Source organism: Streptomyces humi, assembly GCF_001005085.2.
Taxonomy (GTDB): Bacteria; Actinomycetota; Actinomycetes; order Streptomycetales; family Streptomycetaceae; genus Streptomyces; species Streptomyces humi.
In genome coordinates this window covers 86,306-102,871 of sequence record NZ_LBMU02000021.1, presented here as the reverse complement: position 1 = coordinate 102,871, position 16,566 = coordinate 86,306, and the positions used below count along the sequence as shown (strand labels likewise).

Annotated in this window: 19 protein-coding genes; 14 read left to right on the top strand and 5 right to left on the bottom strand. The window is 70.6% G+C overall.

The genetic code is table 11. The annotated features are described in order from the left end of the window. Positions 1 to 109 precede the first annotated feature (109 nt). From AAW13_RS07990 to AAW13_RS07975, 4 genes are all read right to left on the bottom strand, one after another. Positions 110 to 709 carry a hypothetical protein gene (locus AAW13_RS07990; RefSeq protein ID WP_240528562.1) on the bottom strand — a complete coding sequence of 200 codons (600 nt, stop codon included), beginning with the start codon at positions 707 to 709 and terminating at the stop codon, positions 110 to 112. Between the two features lie 88 nt (positions 710 to 797). After that, complete coding sequence (locus AAW13_RS07985) at positions 798 to 1,688, bottom strand: hypothetical protein (protein ID WP_071659472.1); 891 nt, start codon at positions 1,686 to 1,688, stop codon at positions 798 to 800. 19 nt (positions 1,689 to 1,707) lie between these two features. Continuing rightward, entirely contained in the window at positions 1,708 to 2,934 is a 1,227-nt protein-coding gene (locus tag AAW13_RS07980; protein ID WP_240528561.1) for an enoyl-CoA hydratase/isomerase family protein, read from the bottom strand. Between the two features lie 61 nt (positions 2,935 to 2,995). Beyond that, complete coding sequence (locus AAW13_RS07975) at positions 2,996 to 3,298, bottom strand: hypothetical protein (protein WP_046726471.1); 303 nt, start codon at positions 3,296 to 3,298, stop codon at positions 2,996 to 2,998. Positions 3,299 to 3,657: 359 nt separating this feature from the next. Between AAW13_RS07975 and AAW13_RS45805 the strand changes: the two genes are divergently transcribed. From AAW13_RS45805 to AAW13_RS07905, 14 genes are all read left to right on the top strand, one after another. Continuing rightward, positions 3,658 to 3,960, top strand: a complete 303-nt coding sequence (locus AAW13_RS45805; RefSeq protein WP_046726539.1) for a type VII secretion target — start codon at positions 3,658 to 3,660, stop codon at positions 3,958 to 3,960. Continuing rightward, entirely contained in the window at positions 3,957 to 5,360 is a 1,404-nt protein-coding gene (locus AAW13_RS07965; protein ID WP_046726470.1) for a hypothetical protein, read from the top strand. Before AAW13_RS45805 ends, AAW13_RS07965 begins: the two co-directional genes overlap by 4 nt. A gap of 232 nt (positions 5,361 to 5,592) precedes the next feature. After that, a complete protein-coding gene (locus tag AAW13_RS07960) occupies positions 5,593 to 6,462 on the top strand; it encodes a hypothetical protein (protein WP_046726469.1) in 870 nt (289 codons plus the stop codon). Then, positions 6,459 to 7,109: a hypothetical protein gene (locus AAW13_RS07955; protein WP_046726468.1), complete on the top strand. Its 651-nt coding sequence runs from the start codon at positions 6,459 to 6,461 to the stop codon at positions 7,107 to 7,109. The genes AAW13_RS07960 and AAW13_RS07955 overlap by 4 nt, the downstream gene beginning before the upstream one ends. After that, a complete protein-coding gene (locus AAW13_RS07950; protein WP_046726467.1) occupies positions 7,109 to 7,705 on the top strand; it encodes a hypothetical protein in 597 nt (198 codons plus the stop codon). The genes AAW13_RS07955 and AAW13_RS07950 overlap by 1 nt, the downstream gene beginning before the upstream one ends. 500 nt (positions 7,706 to 8,205) lie before the next feature. Next, positions 8,206 to 8,955, top strand: coding sequence for a hypothetical protein (locus AAW13_RS07945; RefSeq protein ID WP_046726466.1), 750 nt, complete (start codon positions 8,206 to 8,208; stop codon positions 8,953 to 8,955). A gap of 17 nt (positions 8,956 to 8,972) precedes the next feature. After that, the gene (locus AAW13_RS07940; protein WP_046726465.1) at positions 8,973 to 9,812 is read left to right on the top strand and encodes a hypothetical protein; all 840 of its coding nucleotides are present in this window, start codon (positions 8,973 to 8,975) and stop codon (positions 9,810 to 9,812) included. Next, positions 9,809 to 11,116, top strand: coding sequence for a TadA family conjugal transfer-associated ATPase (locus AAW13_RS07935; protein WP_046726464.1), 1,308 nt, complete (start codon positions 9,809 to 9,811; stop codon positions 11,114 to 11,116). Before AAW13_RS07940 ends, AAW13_RS07935 begins: the two co-directional genes overlap by 4 nt. A gap of 39 nt (positions 11,117 to 11,155) precedes the next feature. After that, positions 11,156 to 12,121, top strand: coding sequence for a type II secretion system F family protein (locus AAW13_RS07930; protein WP_079178747.1), 966 nt, complete (start codon positions 11,156 to 11,158; stop codon positions 12,119 to 12,121). Further along, positions 12,118 to 13,038 (top strand): type II secretion system F family protein, encoded by a 921-nt coding sequence (locus tag AAW13_RS07925; protein WP_046726462.1) that lies wholly within the window; start codon positions 12,118 to 12,120, stop codon positions 13,036 to 13,038. Before AAW13_RS07930 ends, AAW13_RS07925 begins: the two co-directional genes overlap by 4 nt. A gap of 43 nt (positions 13,039 to 13,081) precedes the next feature. Next, positions 13,082 to 13,333 (top strand): hypothetical protein, encoded by a 252-nt coding sequence (locus AAW13_RS07920; RefSeq protein WP_046726461.1) that lies wholly within the window; start codon positions 13,082 to 13,084, stop codon positions 13,331 to 13,333. A gap of 28 nt (positions 13,334 to 13,361) precedes the next feature. Next, the gene (locus AAW13_RS07915) at positions 13,362 to 13,817 is read left to right on the top strand and encodes a TadE family protein (protein ID WP_046726460.1); all 456 of its coding nucleotides are present in this window, start codon (positions 13,362 to 13,364) and stop codon (positions 13,815 to 13,817) included. Beyond that, on the top strand, positions 13,817 to 14,293 hold the full coding sequence (locus AAW13_RS07910; protein ID WP_240528560.1) for a TadE/TadG family type IV pilus assembly protein: 477 nt from the start codon (positions 13,817 to 13,819) through the stop codon (positions 14,291 to 14,293). The genes AAW13_RS07915 and AAW13_RS07910 overlap by 1 nt, the downstream gene beginning before the upstream one ends. Then, positions 14,290 to 14,751 carry a TadE/TadG family type IV pilus assembly protein gene (locus tag AAW13_RS07905; protein WP_046726459.1) on the top strand — a complete coding sequence of 154 codons (462 nt, stop codon included), beginning with the start codon at positions 14,290 to 14,292 and terminating at the stop codon, positions 14,749 to 14,751. Before AAW13_RS07910 ends, AAW13_RS07905 begins: the two co-directional genes overlap by 4 nt. A 39-nt stretch (positions 14,752 to 14,790) precedes the next feature. On the opposite strand, the gene AAW13_RS07900 is transcribed toward AAW13_RS07905, so the two are convergent. Continuing rightward, on the bottom strand, positions 14,791 to 16,365 hold the full coding sequence (locus tag AAW13_RS07900; RefSeq protein ID WP_052768409.1) for a sigma-70 family RNA polymerase sigma factor: 1,575 nt from the start codon (positions 16,363 to 16,365) through the stop codon (positions 14,791 to 14,793). Positions 16,366 to 16,566 lie beyond the last annotated feature (201 nt).

Here is a 16,566-nt window from a genome sequence, read left to right as displayed (position 1 = left end):
ACGGTGAATCGAACACCCGAAGAGGTTGAGCGTTGCGTCGCCCGACCCTATGGGCTGGCTTCTTCTCAGGACGCCGCAGCAGGGCTTGCCTGTCTACGCGTGTGTGGGGCTATCCCTCATCGCCTTCAAGGGTGGGGAAGGACACGGTCCGTAGGATCGCCACTGTTCCGTCGCAGAACTCACCCCAGTATTCGGTCGATGCCGTATGAAGGGTGAAGACGGCGGTGTACGGGCCGGTCGGGAAGGGGACATGGGCCTCGATCTGGCCGGTCAGCAGCTTTTTGGGCTGACCGTCGGCCGTGATCGCCGGGTTGAGGCTCAGCTCCCGCAGGGTGACGCAGGAGATCGCAGGGCCACAAGGCAGGTCCATCCAGCGGGCGTCGTTCAGAGGGTCGCTGCTGAGTGTGGCGAGGATGCCCTGCGCCGCGATCTCCGGATCCGTCTGGTCTGTCCGAACCGCGGCCACAGTGAAAGCGCATTGAACGACACCGCCGTCGTCTGTGGAGAACAGGCCCAACGCCGAGTATGCGAGTCCGCTGTCCGACAGATATTCGGCGATCGCCTCGAAGTAAGGCGCCGCAGGGGTCCAAATAGTCTCGTCGCCCCGGGAATACAGCTCGCGCACGAAGGAGTGAGCAAGTTCTGCGCGCTCCTCCGCGGTACCGGCGAGGGGGAGCGCGAAGAAGCCTTCCGGGGTGACGAAGTTCATCGGAGGTATGGGGCCGTCACCCATGTCGCTGACGACGGGGGCGGCGTCCGTGGGAGTGGCCATGAAACCTGTCCTGGGTGGGAGTCGGTCAGAAGTCGTAGTCGCCGGGTTGCGGCGGGACCTCTTCGCCGTTGAGGTCCATCAGCTTTTCCACGGTGATGCGCCCACCGACCGGAGGGTCCTCCGGCCCGAGTTGTTCGACGAGGAAGTTTCCGCTTGGGCGGCGGCTGATCACCGGAGGTGCCTCGAACCCGCTCTCGGCGACCAGCGCGTCGACAGTGTGGCACTGGCCTGGAGTAAGGACGGCTCGTGACACCACTTCGTTCGGGATGGCGAGGTATCGGAACCACTGGCCGCTGTGCACGTGAAGTCTGCACCAGGAGCCGTCGGTGAAGCGGATGATGGTATCCGCCTTGTCTCTGCTGTACGTCTTTCGCTCAACCGCTGCGACATCGCTGCGCTCGCACTCCCACAGGACATCGGAGTCGTCGGCGCGGCCTCCCGGGTACCCGATGATGACGATGCGTTGGTCCGTGACGAAGGCCTTGGTCCGATAGGAGGCCTGCCGACGGTCCCGATCGAGTTGCCAGGGCAGCGTACGGGCGACGGTAGCCGGTGCGGCACACATGACCGGGAAGTCCTCGACCTCGCTCTCCGGATCCTCGGGAGGCGTCTTGACCGGGCTGGAGGGACCCTTGATGGCACTGCCGGATCCGGCCAGACTCTCAAGCCCACCCACGACCACTGCGAAGAGCGCGGTGAGACCGGTTCGGCCCGTGGAACGAGCGCGACCGCTGCCCTCGCTACGAGGTGTGTAGACCGGCCCCTCGGGCCAGCCCGGAAGCTCGCCCTGAATGTCGTTCCCATGGACGTCGCGGAACCAGCGCATTCCGGCGACCTTGGGCGCGACACCGGTGGCGAATGTCACGAGACACCGGGTGAGCAACAGTTCGCCCGGTCGTGGCTGCCATGCAGTCATGGGATGGGACCTCAGCAGTTCAGTGGGAAGTTGCGGCTTGGTCGAAGCGATCGCCTGCGTTGACGGGTTCCTTGGCCTGTGTGTAGATACTGAACGCCTTCGGGGCAATCTTGATTGTTCCGTCGATGCCTCGACCCAGTTTGCTCAAGGGGTCGACGTTCAGTTTCTCGGGAGTGAGCAGATTCCAGCCCTTAGTGCCCATTGTCTGCCCCTGTCGGTAACCGGCGTTCATGACTCCGGCCAGTCGGTTCAGTTTTGAGCTCTCGCTGCCCACCAGCTGCGTTTCCTTCGTCCCCCAGAGAGTGACCGACTTTCCGAAAGTCGTCAGGGACTTGCCGCCGGTCACCGACTCCGCCTTCTCGCCGAAGGCGATCAGGTTCCGGCCCGTCCGGGGGCCCAGGTCCCTGAATGCCGCGCCGAAGACCTTGGCCTCGGCCGCTGCATCCACACCCTTCCCGACCATCACTCCCTCCTTGCCGAAGGCGCCGATGCCCGGCAGCAAACCGAGCGCGTCCGTCCCGAGCTCCATCCAGGTGACGTCTGCCCCTGCCGCCATGGCAATCGAGTGGGACAACAGGGCCAACCCACTGGTGAGGACCGCTGCCGCACCAAAGATCGCTCCCAGAGGTTCGAAGGGGAGCGTAATGATGGCCAGCAGGCCAAGCACTGCCGTGAGATCGCTCAGAATGTCGCCGACCATCTTGATCAGGTCCGCATGGTCTTCCAGCCACTTCCCCGTGGCGTTCCACCCATCCGCGATGCCATGGCCCAGCTTGTCCCAGAAGCCTGGCTCGTTCGGGGCGATGTCGCCGGCCTTGTCCAGGTCCTTGCTGACCTGGCGGGCGGCTGCCCGGTAATCGTCCTCCAGTTCGTGGACCTTCTGGATGACGCCGTCCACGGCGCTGGAGGCCTTGGCGAGGTCATCGCTGCCCTTGCCGTCGGCCTTTCCTTCGGCCTTGGCCTTCGAGTCGAGCTTGTCCCCGGCGCTCTTCTCCAGTCGGTCGGCCCGGTCCTGGAAGCCCTGGAGATCGTCGGCCCAGCGGTGCAGGGCGCGGGAGGCCTTGTCGAAAGAGTCGTGGCTCTTGCGGATGAGCGGAGTGACGTCCTTGCCGATGTACTCGGTGAACGCGATCGCGGTCTTGCCCTTCCAGGCCCCGCACTCGATACGTTCCAGCTCGTGCAGTGCCGTGCCGAGCTCGCCGGCCAGCTTGCCGAGCTGTTTCGCCAGGTCACGGGTGTCTTCCACGGACCCCGGCGTGGGATCCCAGCCTATGTGCGGGAAAGCGGGCCGCCGCTGCCCAGCCACGTCACTTGCCTTTCTGCTTCGGAGCCTTGAGGGACTCGGCGAGGTCCAGGTCCAGCTTGCCGAAGCTCTCCTCGATCTTGTTGATCATCTTCACGGCGCCGTGGGTGTGCTTGCCGAGCTGCTTGATGCCGTACTCCCAGTCGTCGGCGAAGTCCTGCACGTCTTCGACGAGCTGCCTCTCGCCGACGGCCGATGCGTCCGCGCTGCGGAGTGTGCGGCGAGTGGTCTCCATCCGGTCGCTGATGGACGAGAAGGTCTTCTTCAGGTCCTGGAAGACCGTGTCTTCGAGGCGTAGGTCACTCATGTCGGGTCCGGGTCTCCTGAAGCGGCTAGTAGCTCGAGCTCGGCTGAGTTCGCCCACGTGACCTGGACTCCCCCGTGAGGTCGAAGTTCGGCAAGTGTGCAAACGGTATCCGTCAGATCTCGGGTTTCGCCACCGCGAACTGTGCTGCGAATGTGGCGATCGGCCGTGTTCTCGGAGCCTTGGCCGGATCAGCGGCGCGCCGCGGGACTTCTCCGTCCCCCGGCCTGGCGTCATCCCCTTCCTTGGGGCTCCCTTTGCGGTTCGTTGGTTGTGGGGTGGAAAAGGGTCGACAGACAGTGACCGTGGCCCTCTGCGTGTCGTGGGGCGGTCGGGCAGGCAGGCGTTCACGGGGGTCAGTGGTGGCGGATCACGTCAAGGTGTCCACGAGTGAGTTGCGGGAGATCAGCAGATCTGTCGCGAAGTTGAAGTCCAGCTTCGAAAACGCGAAGGATCTCGTCGACTCGTACGGCCCCGAGATCGGGTCCGGTGACGTGGCCGACGCGCTCGGGGACTTCGCCGACGACTGGAAGAAGAAGCGCCAACAACTCTGTGACGGGCTGGAGTTCCTCGGGAAGACCGCGGGTGAGGCGGCCAAGGCGTACGACGGGCTGGATCAGCACCTCGCGGACGCGTTGCTCAAGGCGCAGCCGGGGGACAAGTGAGCGACCACGACTTCTCCGGTGTCGACTGGCAGACGGCCCGGTACGACGACAGGGAGTTCACGCCCGGCGACCCGTACGAGGTGGCCCGGCTCGGGAAGCGGATCTCCGACACCGCCAGGCTGATCGAGGAGCAGGCCGGCAAGCTCCACAACCTCGTCGACGGGAACGGGTGGGACTCGGACGCCGGCCGGGCGTTCACCCAGAAGACCGGGGACACCGTCAAGCTGCTCAGCCAGTCGCATCAGCGGTATGCGGCGGCCGGCGCGGCGCTCGGGTCCTCCGTACCGTACGAGCCCATCGCCGACCAGGTGCGGGAGAACTGGGCCACCGCGCTCAACCACGCCCAGAACCGCGTGCGTTCGGCGCTGAAGAAGGCGGCCGCCGCCGACGCCGACAGCAGCAGCTACCAGAAGCAGCTCGACCAGCATCCGTCGAGTGACGACAGCCATCCCGACAAGCAGAAGCTGAAGCGGCAGAAGGAGGCCTCCGACGGGGACCTCGACGCCGCCAAGCGGGAGCTGCGGGCCGCGCTCGACTACCGCGACACCCAGGCGGGGTACGCGGCGAAGGCGATCAGGGACGCCGTCGAGCACGACGGGCTGAAGGATCCCAAGCACCACTGGTGGGACGACTGGAAGGACTGGGTGGCCAATATCGGGCACTGGGCCGGGGTGATCGCCGGGGTGCTGTGCGTACTGGCCCTCGTCCTGAGCTGGGTGCCCATCCTCGGTGAGGTGCTCGGTGCGCTGGCGCTGGTCGCGTCCGTGGTCGCCCTCGTCTGCGACACCGTCTCCGCCCTCGACGGCAAGGGCACCTGGCTGGACGTCGCCATCGACCTGGTCGGTGTGCTCTCCTTCGGCGCCGGACGGATCCTCGGTACGACGGCGAAGGAGGCCGCCCTCGCGGCCCGCGGCTCGTCCGCGCTGAAGGACGTCCAGGCCGCCCGTGAGCTCGGCCTCGGCAAGGAGTTCGCCGCGGACATCGCCGAGTCGCTCTCGGGTGTGAAGCCCGGCAAGATCGGCGAGGCGCTGGCGAAGGGCCCGGCGAGCCTGCTGCCGAGGATGCGGTCGGTCGTGAAGGAGTCCTTCGACATCAAGTCGTACTTCACCGCCATCGGCAAGGGCGAGGACATCGGCGAGGGCATCGTCCGTGGCGGCAAGCTCCCCGGGCTGCGGCTGCTGTCCGACTCCGGTTTCAAGACGATGGCCCGTTCCGCCGGCGGTCTCTACTGGGCGAGCCAGACCGTGCCGACCGCCGCGGGGATCCTGAACCTGGCACCCACGCAGGGCTGGGAACAGCCCTTCGAGGCCGATCTGTTCGGCGGCCTCAAGAAGAGCGTCCCAGGCCTCGGCGCCAACGGGATCCCCTTCTACAACGGGCATTTGACCGTCCAGGGCTGACAGGCGGGGCTGACCATCCAGGGCTGACCATCCAGGGCTGACCATCCAGGGCTGACGGGGCCGAGCAGACGGGGCCGAGCAGACGGGCGGCGCCCGACCAACAGGGCGACCGGGACAACACGGCGACCGGGACGACACGGCGACCGCGACAACACGGCGACCGCGACAACACGGCGACCGGGACGACACGGCAACCGGGACGACCGGGCTAGCAGAGAACGAGGCATGGGACGTGGCAGGAGAAGACGGCGGCGGGAGCGTCGACGAGCAGTTCGCCCGGCTTCCGCAGAGCGCACGGGACGCACTGGAGGAGAGCGGACTCGGTCTCCCGCAACTGCGCCGGATGGCGGCGGAGGAGGGCGGCGAGCGCCGGGTGCGGCACATCCTCTCCGAGTTCGCCCCGTCCGGCTCCTCCGGCACCGCCGGCTGGTGGGAGTACGGCGGTGACCTCGACGGCCGCCACCGCGCCCCGGTGTGGCCCTGGCTGCGGCTGCTGCTCGTCGCCGTGGCCGGAGTCGCCCTGTGCCTGCTCAGCACGTACTGGCTGGACCGGCAGGCCCTGTTCGTCGGCGGCGCCCTCGCCCTGGCCGTCGTCTGGGCCGGGTACCGGACCCGCTGGTCGCGTGGCGGGTTCGTGGTGTGCGGGCTGGTGGGGGCGGCGTATCTGGCCCTGGTCTGGATGGGGTCCTACTACGCCGGCGAGTGGTACCTGCACCTGCGCGGGCGGGAGACCACGGTCACCTACGTGGAACCCGTGCACGAGCAGGCGTCGCACGGCGTCCGCGTCACCTACTGCCGGGTCAGGCTCCCGGACAAAACGGTCCGCAGGGTGTTCGAGAACGACGCACGGTGCACGGACCCGGACACGGCCGGCACCAGGGTCACCGCGGTGATCGACCCGACGGACCACTACCGCCCCGTCCTGGGCCGCGCGTCCGACATCGGGGGCACCGTCCAGGGCTATGTCTGCCTCGGCGCCGCCGCCGTACTCGTCCTCGCCCCGCTGTCCGCCGCCGCCCTGAGCCGGGCCGACGAACGGCGCGGCGGGCGGGGCGACGGGCGAGGCGGCCGGAGCGGCCGGACGAGCGGAGCCGCCATATGACCGGCTCCGGCGAGGGGAGCGCCGTGGACTCCGTGCCGTCCACCGTCCCGGCCCCCTCCGACTACCGCCTCGCCGTCCCCGAGGGCTGGGAGCGGATCGTGCTCGACAGCCCCGACCGGTGGACGCACCGCGTCGACAAACTGGTCAAGCGGGGACTGCGGCGTACGAAGGCCACCCCGCAGCTGGAGGCCGCGCTCGCGGCGCGGATGCGGGCCCAGGCCGAGGCCGCGCACGCCAACGGCGGCGTGGAGATGTACTTCGTCCAGCAGGTCGTCGGCCAGGTCCCGGTCTCCGCCGGCCTGGTCGTGACCGTCCTGCGCCCGTTGTCCGGCACCGAACCCGGTGACCTCGCCGACATCGCACGCTCCCTCGCCCTCGGCATGCCAGGCGAGGACGACGTCACCCTCGTGGACCTGCCCGCCGGTCCCGCCGTACGCCACCGCCACCTCCGCAGGCCCGCCCCCGACGACCCCGACGGCAACAAGCTCGCCGTCGTCCACCTGGACGTCTACCTCGCCGTCCCGCACAGCGACCAGCGGCTGCTGTTGTCGTTCTCCACGCCCACGGCACCGCCGATGGAGCCGCTCGTGGAGGCCCTGGTCACGCTGTTCGACTCCGTCGCCCGCACCCTGCAATGGATGGCCTGATGCCCGAGTTCGCCGCCGCCACGGTCCGTCTGCGGACCCCCGAGCACGCCGTCGCGCTGCCCGTGCGGACGCCCGTCGACCTGGCGGCCTGGGCCGCGGCGGCCGCCCGGGGGCTGGTCGGCCCGGACGGCGACGAGCCGAAGCTGCTCGACGCGCTCGCCCACGAACTCCGCGAGGCCGCCGCCGACTCCCGCGAGCGGGGCCCGGTCACGGCGCTGTCGTACGTGCCGGAGCCGCGGCTGGGCGAACTCGCCCGGATCGAGCTCTCCGCGCTGGTCGCCGACGAGAGTCACCCGCGCCTGACCGTCGACCTCCTGCGGCGCTACCTCGCCGCCCCGACCCCCGACTCCTACCGCCCACCCGAGGCCGAGCTCCGCACCCTGCCCGCAGGCCCGGCGGTGCGGGTCAGGCACGCGTACGTCCAGGACGTCGGCCGGGACGGACTGGGGACGGTGCTGGAGACCTGTGCGTACGGCATCCGGGCCGACGAGACGTGGGGGCTCGTCCTGCTCGTGTCCTGGCGGTCGTCGGCGTACACGGACGCCCTGTGCGAACTCACCGACGATCTGGCCCGAACCGTCCGGGTCACGTCCTGACCGGCTTGGCGTGCCGTGCCGGGACGCCGTCAGCGGGCGGGGCGGGTTCTCACCCTCCGGGGCGTTCCCGGCAGCGAAGCTCCGCCCGGCCGGGCGCTCCCGCCCGGACGACGCCGCGGGTGACGCCGCCGGCCGGCGGTCGCGGCGCGGACCGGCGGCGGGGGGTGAGCAATTCGTGCAGGCCTCATGGGTGCGTGGTGACGGTCAGGGCCACGGGCGGTGCCCGAACGGGCCGTTGTGGATTCGCCGGCGCACAGCCCGGCCGGTCGTCGCGCCCCCGTGTTCCCAACCGCCGCACAGGTCAGCGTCGTTGCAGATCGCAACGACGATTTCGGTGAGGTCAAGGAGTCCGGGCGTGCCTTGAGGGGCTTATGTGCGGCTGATACGGTGCGAGCGCTTGACACTCACCCCCCACCGGAGTATTCGCCCGAGTCGGGGTGTTTCGTGTCGAGTTCGGAAGTTCTTGACAGACACAGTCTGGGTTAACGGGGAGCGGTTGCGTGAAGATCCAGGAGCGTACGGGGGCGGGCGCCGGTCGTTCCGCCGGTCCGGTTCAGCCTTCGGTCGGTGACCGCCTTCCCACCGCGCCCCGCGAGCGCAAGCCGGCGCTGGCCGCGCTCGCCGTGCTGCTGATCCTGCTCGGCGCGCTGGGCGCCACCACGCTGGTGCTACAGGCCGGTGACCGGATCGAGGTCATCAAGACCACCGCCGAGATCCCCGCCGGTTCCTCGGTGACCAACGACAACGTGACGTCCGTGATGGTCGCGGCCGACGACAGCATCAACTACGTCAAGTGGTCCCAGCTGGGCGCCCTGCGGAAGCTGAAGGCCGTCAACACCATCCCCAAGGGCGTGGTCGCCGTCGGCGAGATGTTCGGCAGCGGCAGCGCGCTGGCCGACGGGAAGGCCACCGTCGGCCTCTCCCTCAAGCAGGGCCAGTACCCGAGCGGCCTCGAGATCGGTGACGTCGTCGCCGCCTACCGCGTGACCAGCGGCGGTTCCTCGTCCTCCAGCGGCTCCTCGTCGTCCAGCGGTTCCTCGTCGTCCGGCGGCGGCTCCCCGATCGTCGGCCGCGCCACCGTCAGTTACGTGCCGGACGGCAAGAGCAGCGACACCGACTTCGTCAGCAGCACCAACCTGGCCGTCACGCTCACCGTCGACGACGACGAGGCCGCCGCGCTCGCGCAGGCCGCGTCCAACGGCGAGGTCGCCCTCGTCCGTGTTCCCGGCGTATCCGGCAACGGCAACTAGAAGGCGGCTCCCACCCCATGGCGCTCATCGCAATCGCCGCCGACAAGGGTTCCCCCGGCGTCACCACCGCGGCCGTCGCGCTGGCCGCGGTCTGGCCGCGCCGGGTCCTGCTCGCCGAGGCCGACCCGGCCGGCGGCGACCTGGTCTACCGCAGTGCCGCCGCGCACGGCGGACCGCTGAACCCGAACACCGGCATGCTCTCCATAGCCGCCACCGCGCGACGAGGGCTCGTACCCGACCAACTCTGGGACCATGTGCAGCCGTTGAGCGGCGGCCTGGAAGTGCTGGTCGGTCTGGGCGTCGCCGAGCACGCGGCCGGCCTGGCCGGGCTGTGGCCCACCCTCGGGCACGCCTTCGCCTCGCTCGCCGACTCCCCGAACGCCCCCGCCGACGTGATCGCCGACTGCGGACGGATCAGCGGCGACACCCCGGCCGTGGAACTCTTCCCGCACGCCGCCCTGGTGCTGCTCGTCTCGCGCACCGAGCCCGAGTCGCTCGCCCGGGTCCGGGACCGTGCCGCCGCGCTCGCGCAAAAGCTGCACGGGGGTCCGCGCGGCGCCGCCGCCCTCGCCACCCCGCTGATCGGCGTCGTCCTGATCGCCGACCCGTCGAGCTCCGGCAAGCTGGTCAACCAGGTCAACGACATGCTCGTGCACGCCCAGACCGGCGCCCGGGTGGTCGGCACCATCGCCGACGACCCGGCCGGCGCCGACCAGTTGGCCGGCCGCAAGCGGGGGCGCCTCGACAAGTCGCTGCTCATCCGCTCGGCCCGCAAGGTCACCGCCGACGTCCACCAGCAGTACGGCGCCGCCTGGACCGTACCGACCCAGACACCCCACGCGGGGGCCGGCCGATGACCGCTGTCGACCACCAGTTGGTCAAGCGGTTCCGGCAGGACGCCGGTGACCGGATCGCCGAGCAGCGCCGGCAGGACCAGGCGTCCGGCGTGACGCCGATGTCCACCGAGGACGAACGGCAGTACGCCCGCGCGGTCATAGCCCAGATCCTGGAGGAGTACGCCCGCGCGGAGATCAACGCCGGGCGCACCCCGCTGGACGCGGAGACCGAGGAGCAGTACGCCGCCGCCGTGCACGCGGCGCTGTTCGGCGTGGGCCGGCTCCAGCCGCTGCTGGACAACCCCGAGGTCGAGAACATCGACATCAACGGGAGCGACCAGGTCTTCGTCGGCTACTCCGACGGGCGGGAGGCGAAGGTCGACCCCGTCGCCGAGACCGACGAGGAGCTCATCGAGCTGATCCAGGTCCTCGGCGCCTACTCGGGCCTGTCGTCCCGCCCGTTCGACTCCGCCAACCCGCAGCTCGACCTCCGCCTGCCCGACGGCTCGCGGCTCTCGGCCGTCATGGACGTGACCCGGCGGCCCGCGCTCTCCATCCGCCGCGCCCGGATGGGCAAGGTCTTCATCTCCGACCTGGTCGGCAACGGCACCCTGACACCCGAGGTCGCGCACTTCATGGCCTGCGCGGTCCGCGCCCGCAAGAACATCATGATCGCCGGGGCCACCAACGCCGGCAAGACGACCCTGCTGCGCGCGCTCGCCAACGAGATCCCGCCGCACGAGCGGCTGATCACCGTCGAGCGGGCCCTGGAACTCGGCCTCGACACCTTCCACGACCTGCACCCGAACGTCGTCGCGTTCGAGGAGCGGCTGCCCAACTCGGAGGGGCAGGGCGCCATCGGCATGGCCGAACTGGTCCGCCGCTCGCTGCGCATGAACCCCTCCCGGGTCATCGTCGGCGAGGTCCTCGGCGACGAGATCGTCACCATGCTCAACGCGATGTCGCAGGGCAACGACGGCTCGCTGTCGACGATCCACGCCAACAGCTCCAGCGAGGTCTTCAACCGCATCTCCACCTACGCGCTCCAGGCGTCCGAGCGGCTGCCCATCGAGGCCAGCCAGATGCTGATCGCGGGCGCGGTGAACTTCGTCGTCTTCATCCAGCGGCGCAACAACTACCAGACCGGCGGCCGGCTCCAGCGCATGGTCACCTCCGTGCGCGAGGTCAACGGCGTCGACGGCCGGGTGCTGTCCAGCGAGGTGTTCGCGGAGACGCCCGACGGCCGGGTCGTACCGCATGCGCCCATAGCCTGCCTGGAGGACCTGATGGCCTACGGCTACCAGCCGCACGGGGCTTGGGGGTGACGTGACATGAAGCTGGGTTCACTGGACTCCCTGGGCTCCATGGGCGGGCTCTTCTCCACCTCGGTCCTCTTCGCCCTCGGCTGCGGAGTCGCCGTCGGCGGCGGACTCGCGCTGCTGATCCTGGCGATCCGCGGCCTGCCCGCCAAACCCGAGCACGAGAAGCAGAAGGCCAACGAACGGGCCGCCGAGCTCCTCCGGTTCGCCGGCCGGCGCGGCTCCCTGGCCGCCATCATCGGCCTGGTCGTGCTGCTGCTCACCCGCTGGGCGGTGGCCGGCATCGCGGCAGGTGTCCTCGTCTTCTTCTGGGACAAGCTGTTCGGCGGCGCCGCCGAGGAACGCGCCGCGATGAAGCGGGTGGAGGCCCTCGCCTCCTGGACCGAGTCGCTGCGCGACACCATCGCCGGCGCGGTCGGCCTGGAGCAGGCCATCCCCGCCTCGGCACGGGCCGCGGCGCCGATCCTGCGCCCGCACCTCGACGCCCTCGTGGACCGGCTGCGCGCCCGCACCCCGCTGCCCGACGCGCTCCAGCACCTCGCCGACGAGATCGACGACGCGTCCGCCGACATCATCGTGGCCGCGCTCATCCTCAACGCCCGGCTGCGCGGCCCCGGTCTGCGCCAGGTGCTCGGCGCGCTCGCCAAGTCGGCCCGCGAGGAGGTCGACATGCGCCAGCGCGTGATGGCCCAACGCGCCTCCACGCGCCGCTCGGTGCAGATCGTGGTGGCCGTCTCGATCGCGTTCGTCCTCGGCCTGTCCGTCTTCAACCGCGAGTTCGTGGCGCCGTACGGCACCGCCGTCGGCCAGCTCGTACTCGCCCTGGTCTGCGCCCTGTTCGCACTCGGCTTCTGGTGGCTGCGCAAGCTGTCCACCATCGAGACCCCGGAACGGTTCCTGGTCCGCGACCAGTCCTCCGTCCAGTTCGTACGACCGCCCCGCACCGCCCCCGGCCAGCCGGGCCAGCCCGGTCAGCAGCCGCTGCCCACCGAGGAAGGGGCACGCCGATGAACCTCACGATGCCGATCGTCGTCGGCGTGACCCTGGGGCTCGGCGTCTACGCCCTGATCCGCGCGCTCATGCCCAGCAAGCGCAGCGCGGTCGCGCAGGTCGCCCGGATCGACGCCATGCGGGCCCGTGGCGCCGCCTACGAGTCGGCCCGGGGGACCCAGGACACCGGCCGGTTCGGCTCGCTGCGCGCCGAAGTCGGCGACCGGGTCGCCGAGTTCTACCGGCAGCAGGGCTGGGAACAGCGCTCGCTCCGCGCCGACCTCGCCGTCCTGGACCGCGGCTGGGAGAAGTTCCTGGCCACCAAGGTGCTGCTCGCGGCGGCCGGCCTGGTCTTCGGCCCGTTCCTGTTCGCCGTCGTCTACACCATGGGCTTCGGCCGCAGCCCGGTCATCCCGGTCTGGCTGTCCCTGGTCTGCGCGGCCCTGTTCTTCTTCCTGCCCGACCTGGAGGTACGACGGGACGCGGCCGAGAAGCGCCGGGACCTCAGGCGGGTCATCGGGGCGTACCTCGACCTGGTGTCGATGAGCCTCGCCGGCGGCCGCGGCCTGCCCGAGGCCCTGATGGCGGCCGCCGAGGTCTCCGACGGCTGGGCCAACCAGCGCATCCGCAACGCCCTCGCCGACGCCCGGATCACCGGCGTCAGCCAGTGGCAGGCGCTCGGCGCGCTCGGTGAGGAGCTGGGCGTGGAGGAGCTGAAGGACCTGTCGGCCTCGCTGGCCCTGGTCGCGGACGACGGCGCCAAGGTGCGTGAGTCCCTCGCCTCCCGAGCCGAGACCATGCGGCACCGCGAACTCGCCGAGATCGAGGGCAGCGCGGGCGAGAAGTCCCAGTCGATGCTCGTCGCCCAGCTGCTGCTGTGCGCCGGCTTCCTGGTGTTCCTGATCTTCCCGGCGGCGATGCGGGTGTTCCAGGTCTGATCTCCCTCCACAACCGCGAACCCTTTCGAGAGGACAACACATCATGAACGGACGGAACTTCAGCACCGGGATCCCGGCGGTGGACTTCCTCGTCACCTTCCTGCGGGGCCGGGTGCAGCGCGCCCGCTCCGGCGAACTCGACCGCGGCGCCTCCGCCGTGGAGTGGGTCATCATCTCCGCGGTCGTCGTCGCGATCGTCGGCGTCGTGGCCGCCATCATCAACGCCGCGCTGAGCGACGGCGCCAACAAGGTCGGCGACTGCATCAAGGGCGCCAGCGCGAGCAAGACCTGCTGACCAGGCGTACGACGGGGACGAAACGGGGATGACGGGGGTCTTTGTGGACGTGAACGCATGGCTGCGCCGCCGGGCGGCCGCCGCGCGCGGCGACTCGGGCGACTCGGGCATGACGGCCATCGAGTTCGTGCTGCTCACCCCCGTTCTCTTCTTCATGATCTTCGCGACCGTGCAGTTCGCGCTGTACTTCTTCGCCGACCACGTGGCCCAGGCGGCGGCCCAGGCTGGCGCCCGCAAGGCCCGCGCCACCGCCGACGCGGAACCCGGCGCCTGGCGCGGCGAGGCCCGGGACGTGGTCGACTCCTACATCAGCCAACTCGGGCCGCAGCTGGTCCTGTCGCCCGACGTGAAGATGCTCCAGCCGGAGCAGGACACGGTCGGCGTCGAGATCTCGGCGCGCATCCCGACGGTGTTCCCGGGCCTGGACCTGACGGTGCACGCGCAGTCGTCGGGGCCGGTCGAGCGGTTCGTGGAGGACAACTGATGACCTCCGAAGTACGCGAGACCGTAGTGCGCCGCACCGTAGTGCGCGAGACCGTAGTGCGCGGGACCGAGAGGCGTGGGACGCCGGACGACCGGGGGCTGTCGACCGTCGAGGTCGTCATCCTCGCTCCCGTCATGATCCTGTTCATTCTCGTGCTGGTCGCCTTCGGCCAACTCGTGGACGGCCGGGGCGCGATCGACGGCGCCGCCCGTGACGCGGCCCGCGCCGGCTCCATCCAGAAGGATCACGCCACGGCCATGTCGGAGGCGCGGAAGGCCGCCGACGCCGACCTCTCGGACGTCTGCTCGGGGCCGGTCTCCGTCGTCCAGACCAGCCAGGGCTTCGAACCCGACAGCATCTTCACCGTCGAGGTGAGCTGCGAGGTGCGCGGCCTGGCCATGCTGGGCCTGGACATCCCCACGACGCTCACCGCGAGTTTCTCCTCACCGCTCGACCCGTTCCGGAGGGCGGCATGAGCCTCGCCGTGCTGCGCGCCTGGTGGACCGCCCGGCGGCTCCGCCTGGACGACCGGGGCTCGGGCGCCGGTGCGGTCATCATCTTCGCCCTGGTCTTCCTGTCGCTCTCCGCCTTCGTCATCGACGGCGGCCTGTCCATCTCCAAGCGCGAACGCGCCGCCGACATCGCCGAACAGGCGGCCCGTTACGCGGCCCAGGACATCGACCTGGACGAGCTGTACGAGGGGCAGGGCACCGCGCCGATCAACTTCCAGGACTGCGACGCACGGGTGAAGACCTTCGCCCGCGAGATGGACATGTCCGCCGCCGACATCGCGGGCACGCACTGCACCGCCGCTGACGCGCAACAGGTGCGGGTCGAGGTCCAGTTGACCTACGAGCCGGTCTTCACGGGCATGTTCTACGGCGGCGCCATCGTGGTCCACGGCGAGGCAACCGCAGAGAACGAGGTCGGCTGAGCCTGCGGGCGTGCTGCCTGCGGGCCTGCTGCCGGTGGGTCACGGAGCGGATGGGTGCGGCCGGTGTCGCGCGGGGGGCTGTTCCACGTCCCCGGCACCGTCGGCTCTGCCTTTGCCGCCGGGCTTCGTGCCGTCGCCGGTGTCACCGTGCCCGGGCGGGCAGTCGTCGTCACCGGGCGGTGGGTCCACAGGAGCGGGGTCGGTGGGTCCGGCCGGGGGAGTGGGGTCCGTCGGCTCGGCCGGTGGCGTGGGGTCCGTCGTGGCCGGTGGGGTGGTGGCGGGTGGTGTGGGGTCGGTGGTGGCGGGTGGTGTGGGGTCCGTCGTGACCGGTGGCGTGGACGGTGGGGCGGGGTCCTTGGTGGCCGGTGGTGCCGGTTCCGGCGCGGTCGGCGGCGCGGTGTCGGTGCCCCCGCCGCCGTTTCCGTCTCCGTTCCCGCTCCCGTCTCCGCTCCCGTCGCCGTCACCGCTCCCGGACCCGTTTCCGGCTCCGGTTCCCTCCGACGTCGGGGGGACGGCCGTACCGACCGGGGCGGTGGCGTCCGCGGTCGTACCGCCCCCGTCACTCCCGCCCGTGGCGGTCTCCGGCGCGGTCGGGGACGGGGTGCTCGCCGGTGCCGCGGGCGCCTCGGTCACCGGTACCTGGGCGGCCGGCGCGTCGGCGACCGGGGTCCGCTGGGCGGGGGCCGGCGAGGCCTGGCCCGGGCCGAGGACCAGGACCAGGGCCGCGGCGCCGGCGGCCATCGCACCCGCGGCCGCCACCACCGGCGTCTTCGTACCGCCGATGCCGGTGGCCTGCCGTATCCCGTGCAGCAGCCCGCTCCCGCCCCCGTGCGCGCCCGTCGAGGCCCCGGCGGCGGTGAGGGTGAGCAGGAACCTGCCGGCCGTACCGCCGACCGCGAACACCAGGAGGGCGGGGCCGACGAGTGCGGGGAGCCGGTCGTTGGCCCGCATCAGGGCGGCGAGCCGGGTCCGGCAGTCCTCGCAGCCGTCCACGTGCCCGAGCAGCCGGTCGGACTGCCGCTCGGTGGCGGCCCCGCGCACGTACGCGGGCATCCGGCTCCAGTGGACCTGGCAGGCGGGGTCGTCCGGCGCACCGGTCTGGGTGCGCAGGAAGGCCTGCCGCATCCCCTCGCGGGCGCGGTGCAGCAGTACGGCGGTGGCCCCGTCCTTGGTGCCCAGCTGCGGCCCGATCTGAGCGAGCGGCTGACCCTCGGCCTCGGCGAGCCAGAGGGCCTTGACCCAGCGTTCGGGCAACTGGCCCAGCACCCGCACGAGGAGGTCGACGGAGGAGACGCGGTCGGCCGGGTCGTCGCCGTCCCGGCCGGCCACCGCCTGCTCGGCGTCGTGCGGATCCCGGGGCGTCTCGCGCACGGCACCGCCGGCCGCGTAGGCCAGGTGCCGGACCGTCGTCGTCAGGTACGCCGACACGTTGTCGATCTCGTGCCCCTCGGCGAGCCGCCGCCAGACCCGGAAGTGCGCCTCGGCGACGAGGTCTTCGGCGACCCAGGTGTTCCGCGTGAGGGAACGGGCGTACGCGACCAGACGCGGCTGCTGTTCCTCGTAGATCCGGGTGTAGGCGGCGGTGCTGATGAGTGCAGAGGAACCGTCGTGCATGGCGGAACGCTCCAGTTGCCGGCGGAGTGGCGGGGAAAGGGTTTGTCAGAGTAGATGACAAAACTTTCAAGCAAAGTTTCGCGTGCGTCAGGAAGTGACGCACATCACCCAAGTTGCTTGTGTTTCCGGCGTAATGAGAGGCCCGCAACGCGCTCAGAGGAGTAGGACGGCCCACCACCGCACCGCACTCCGGGAGAAGAC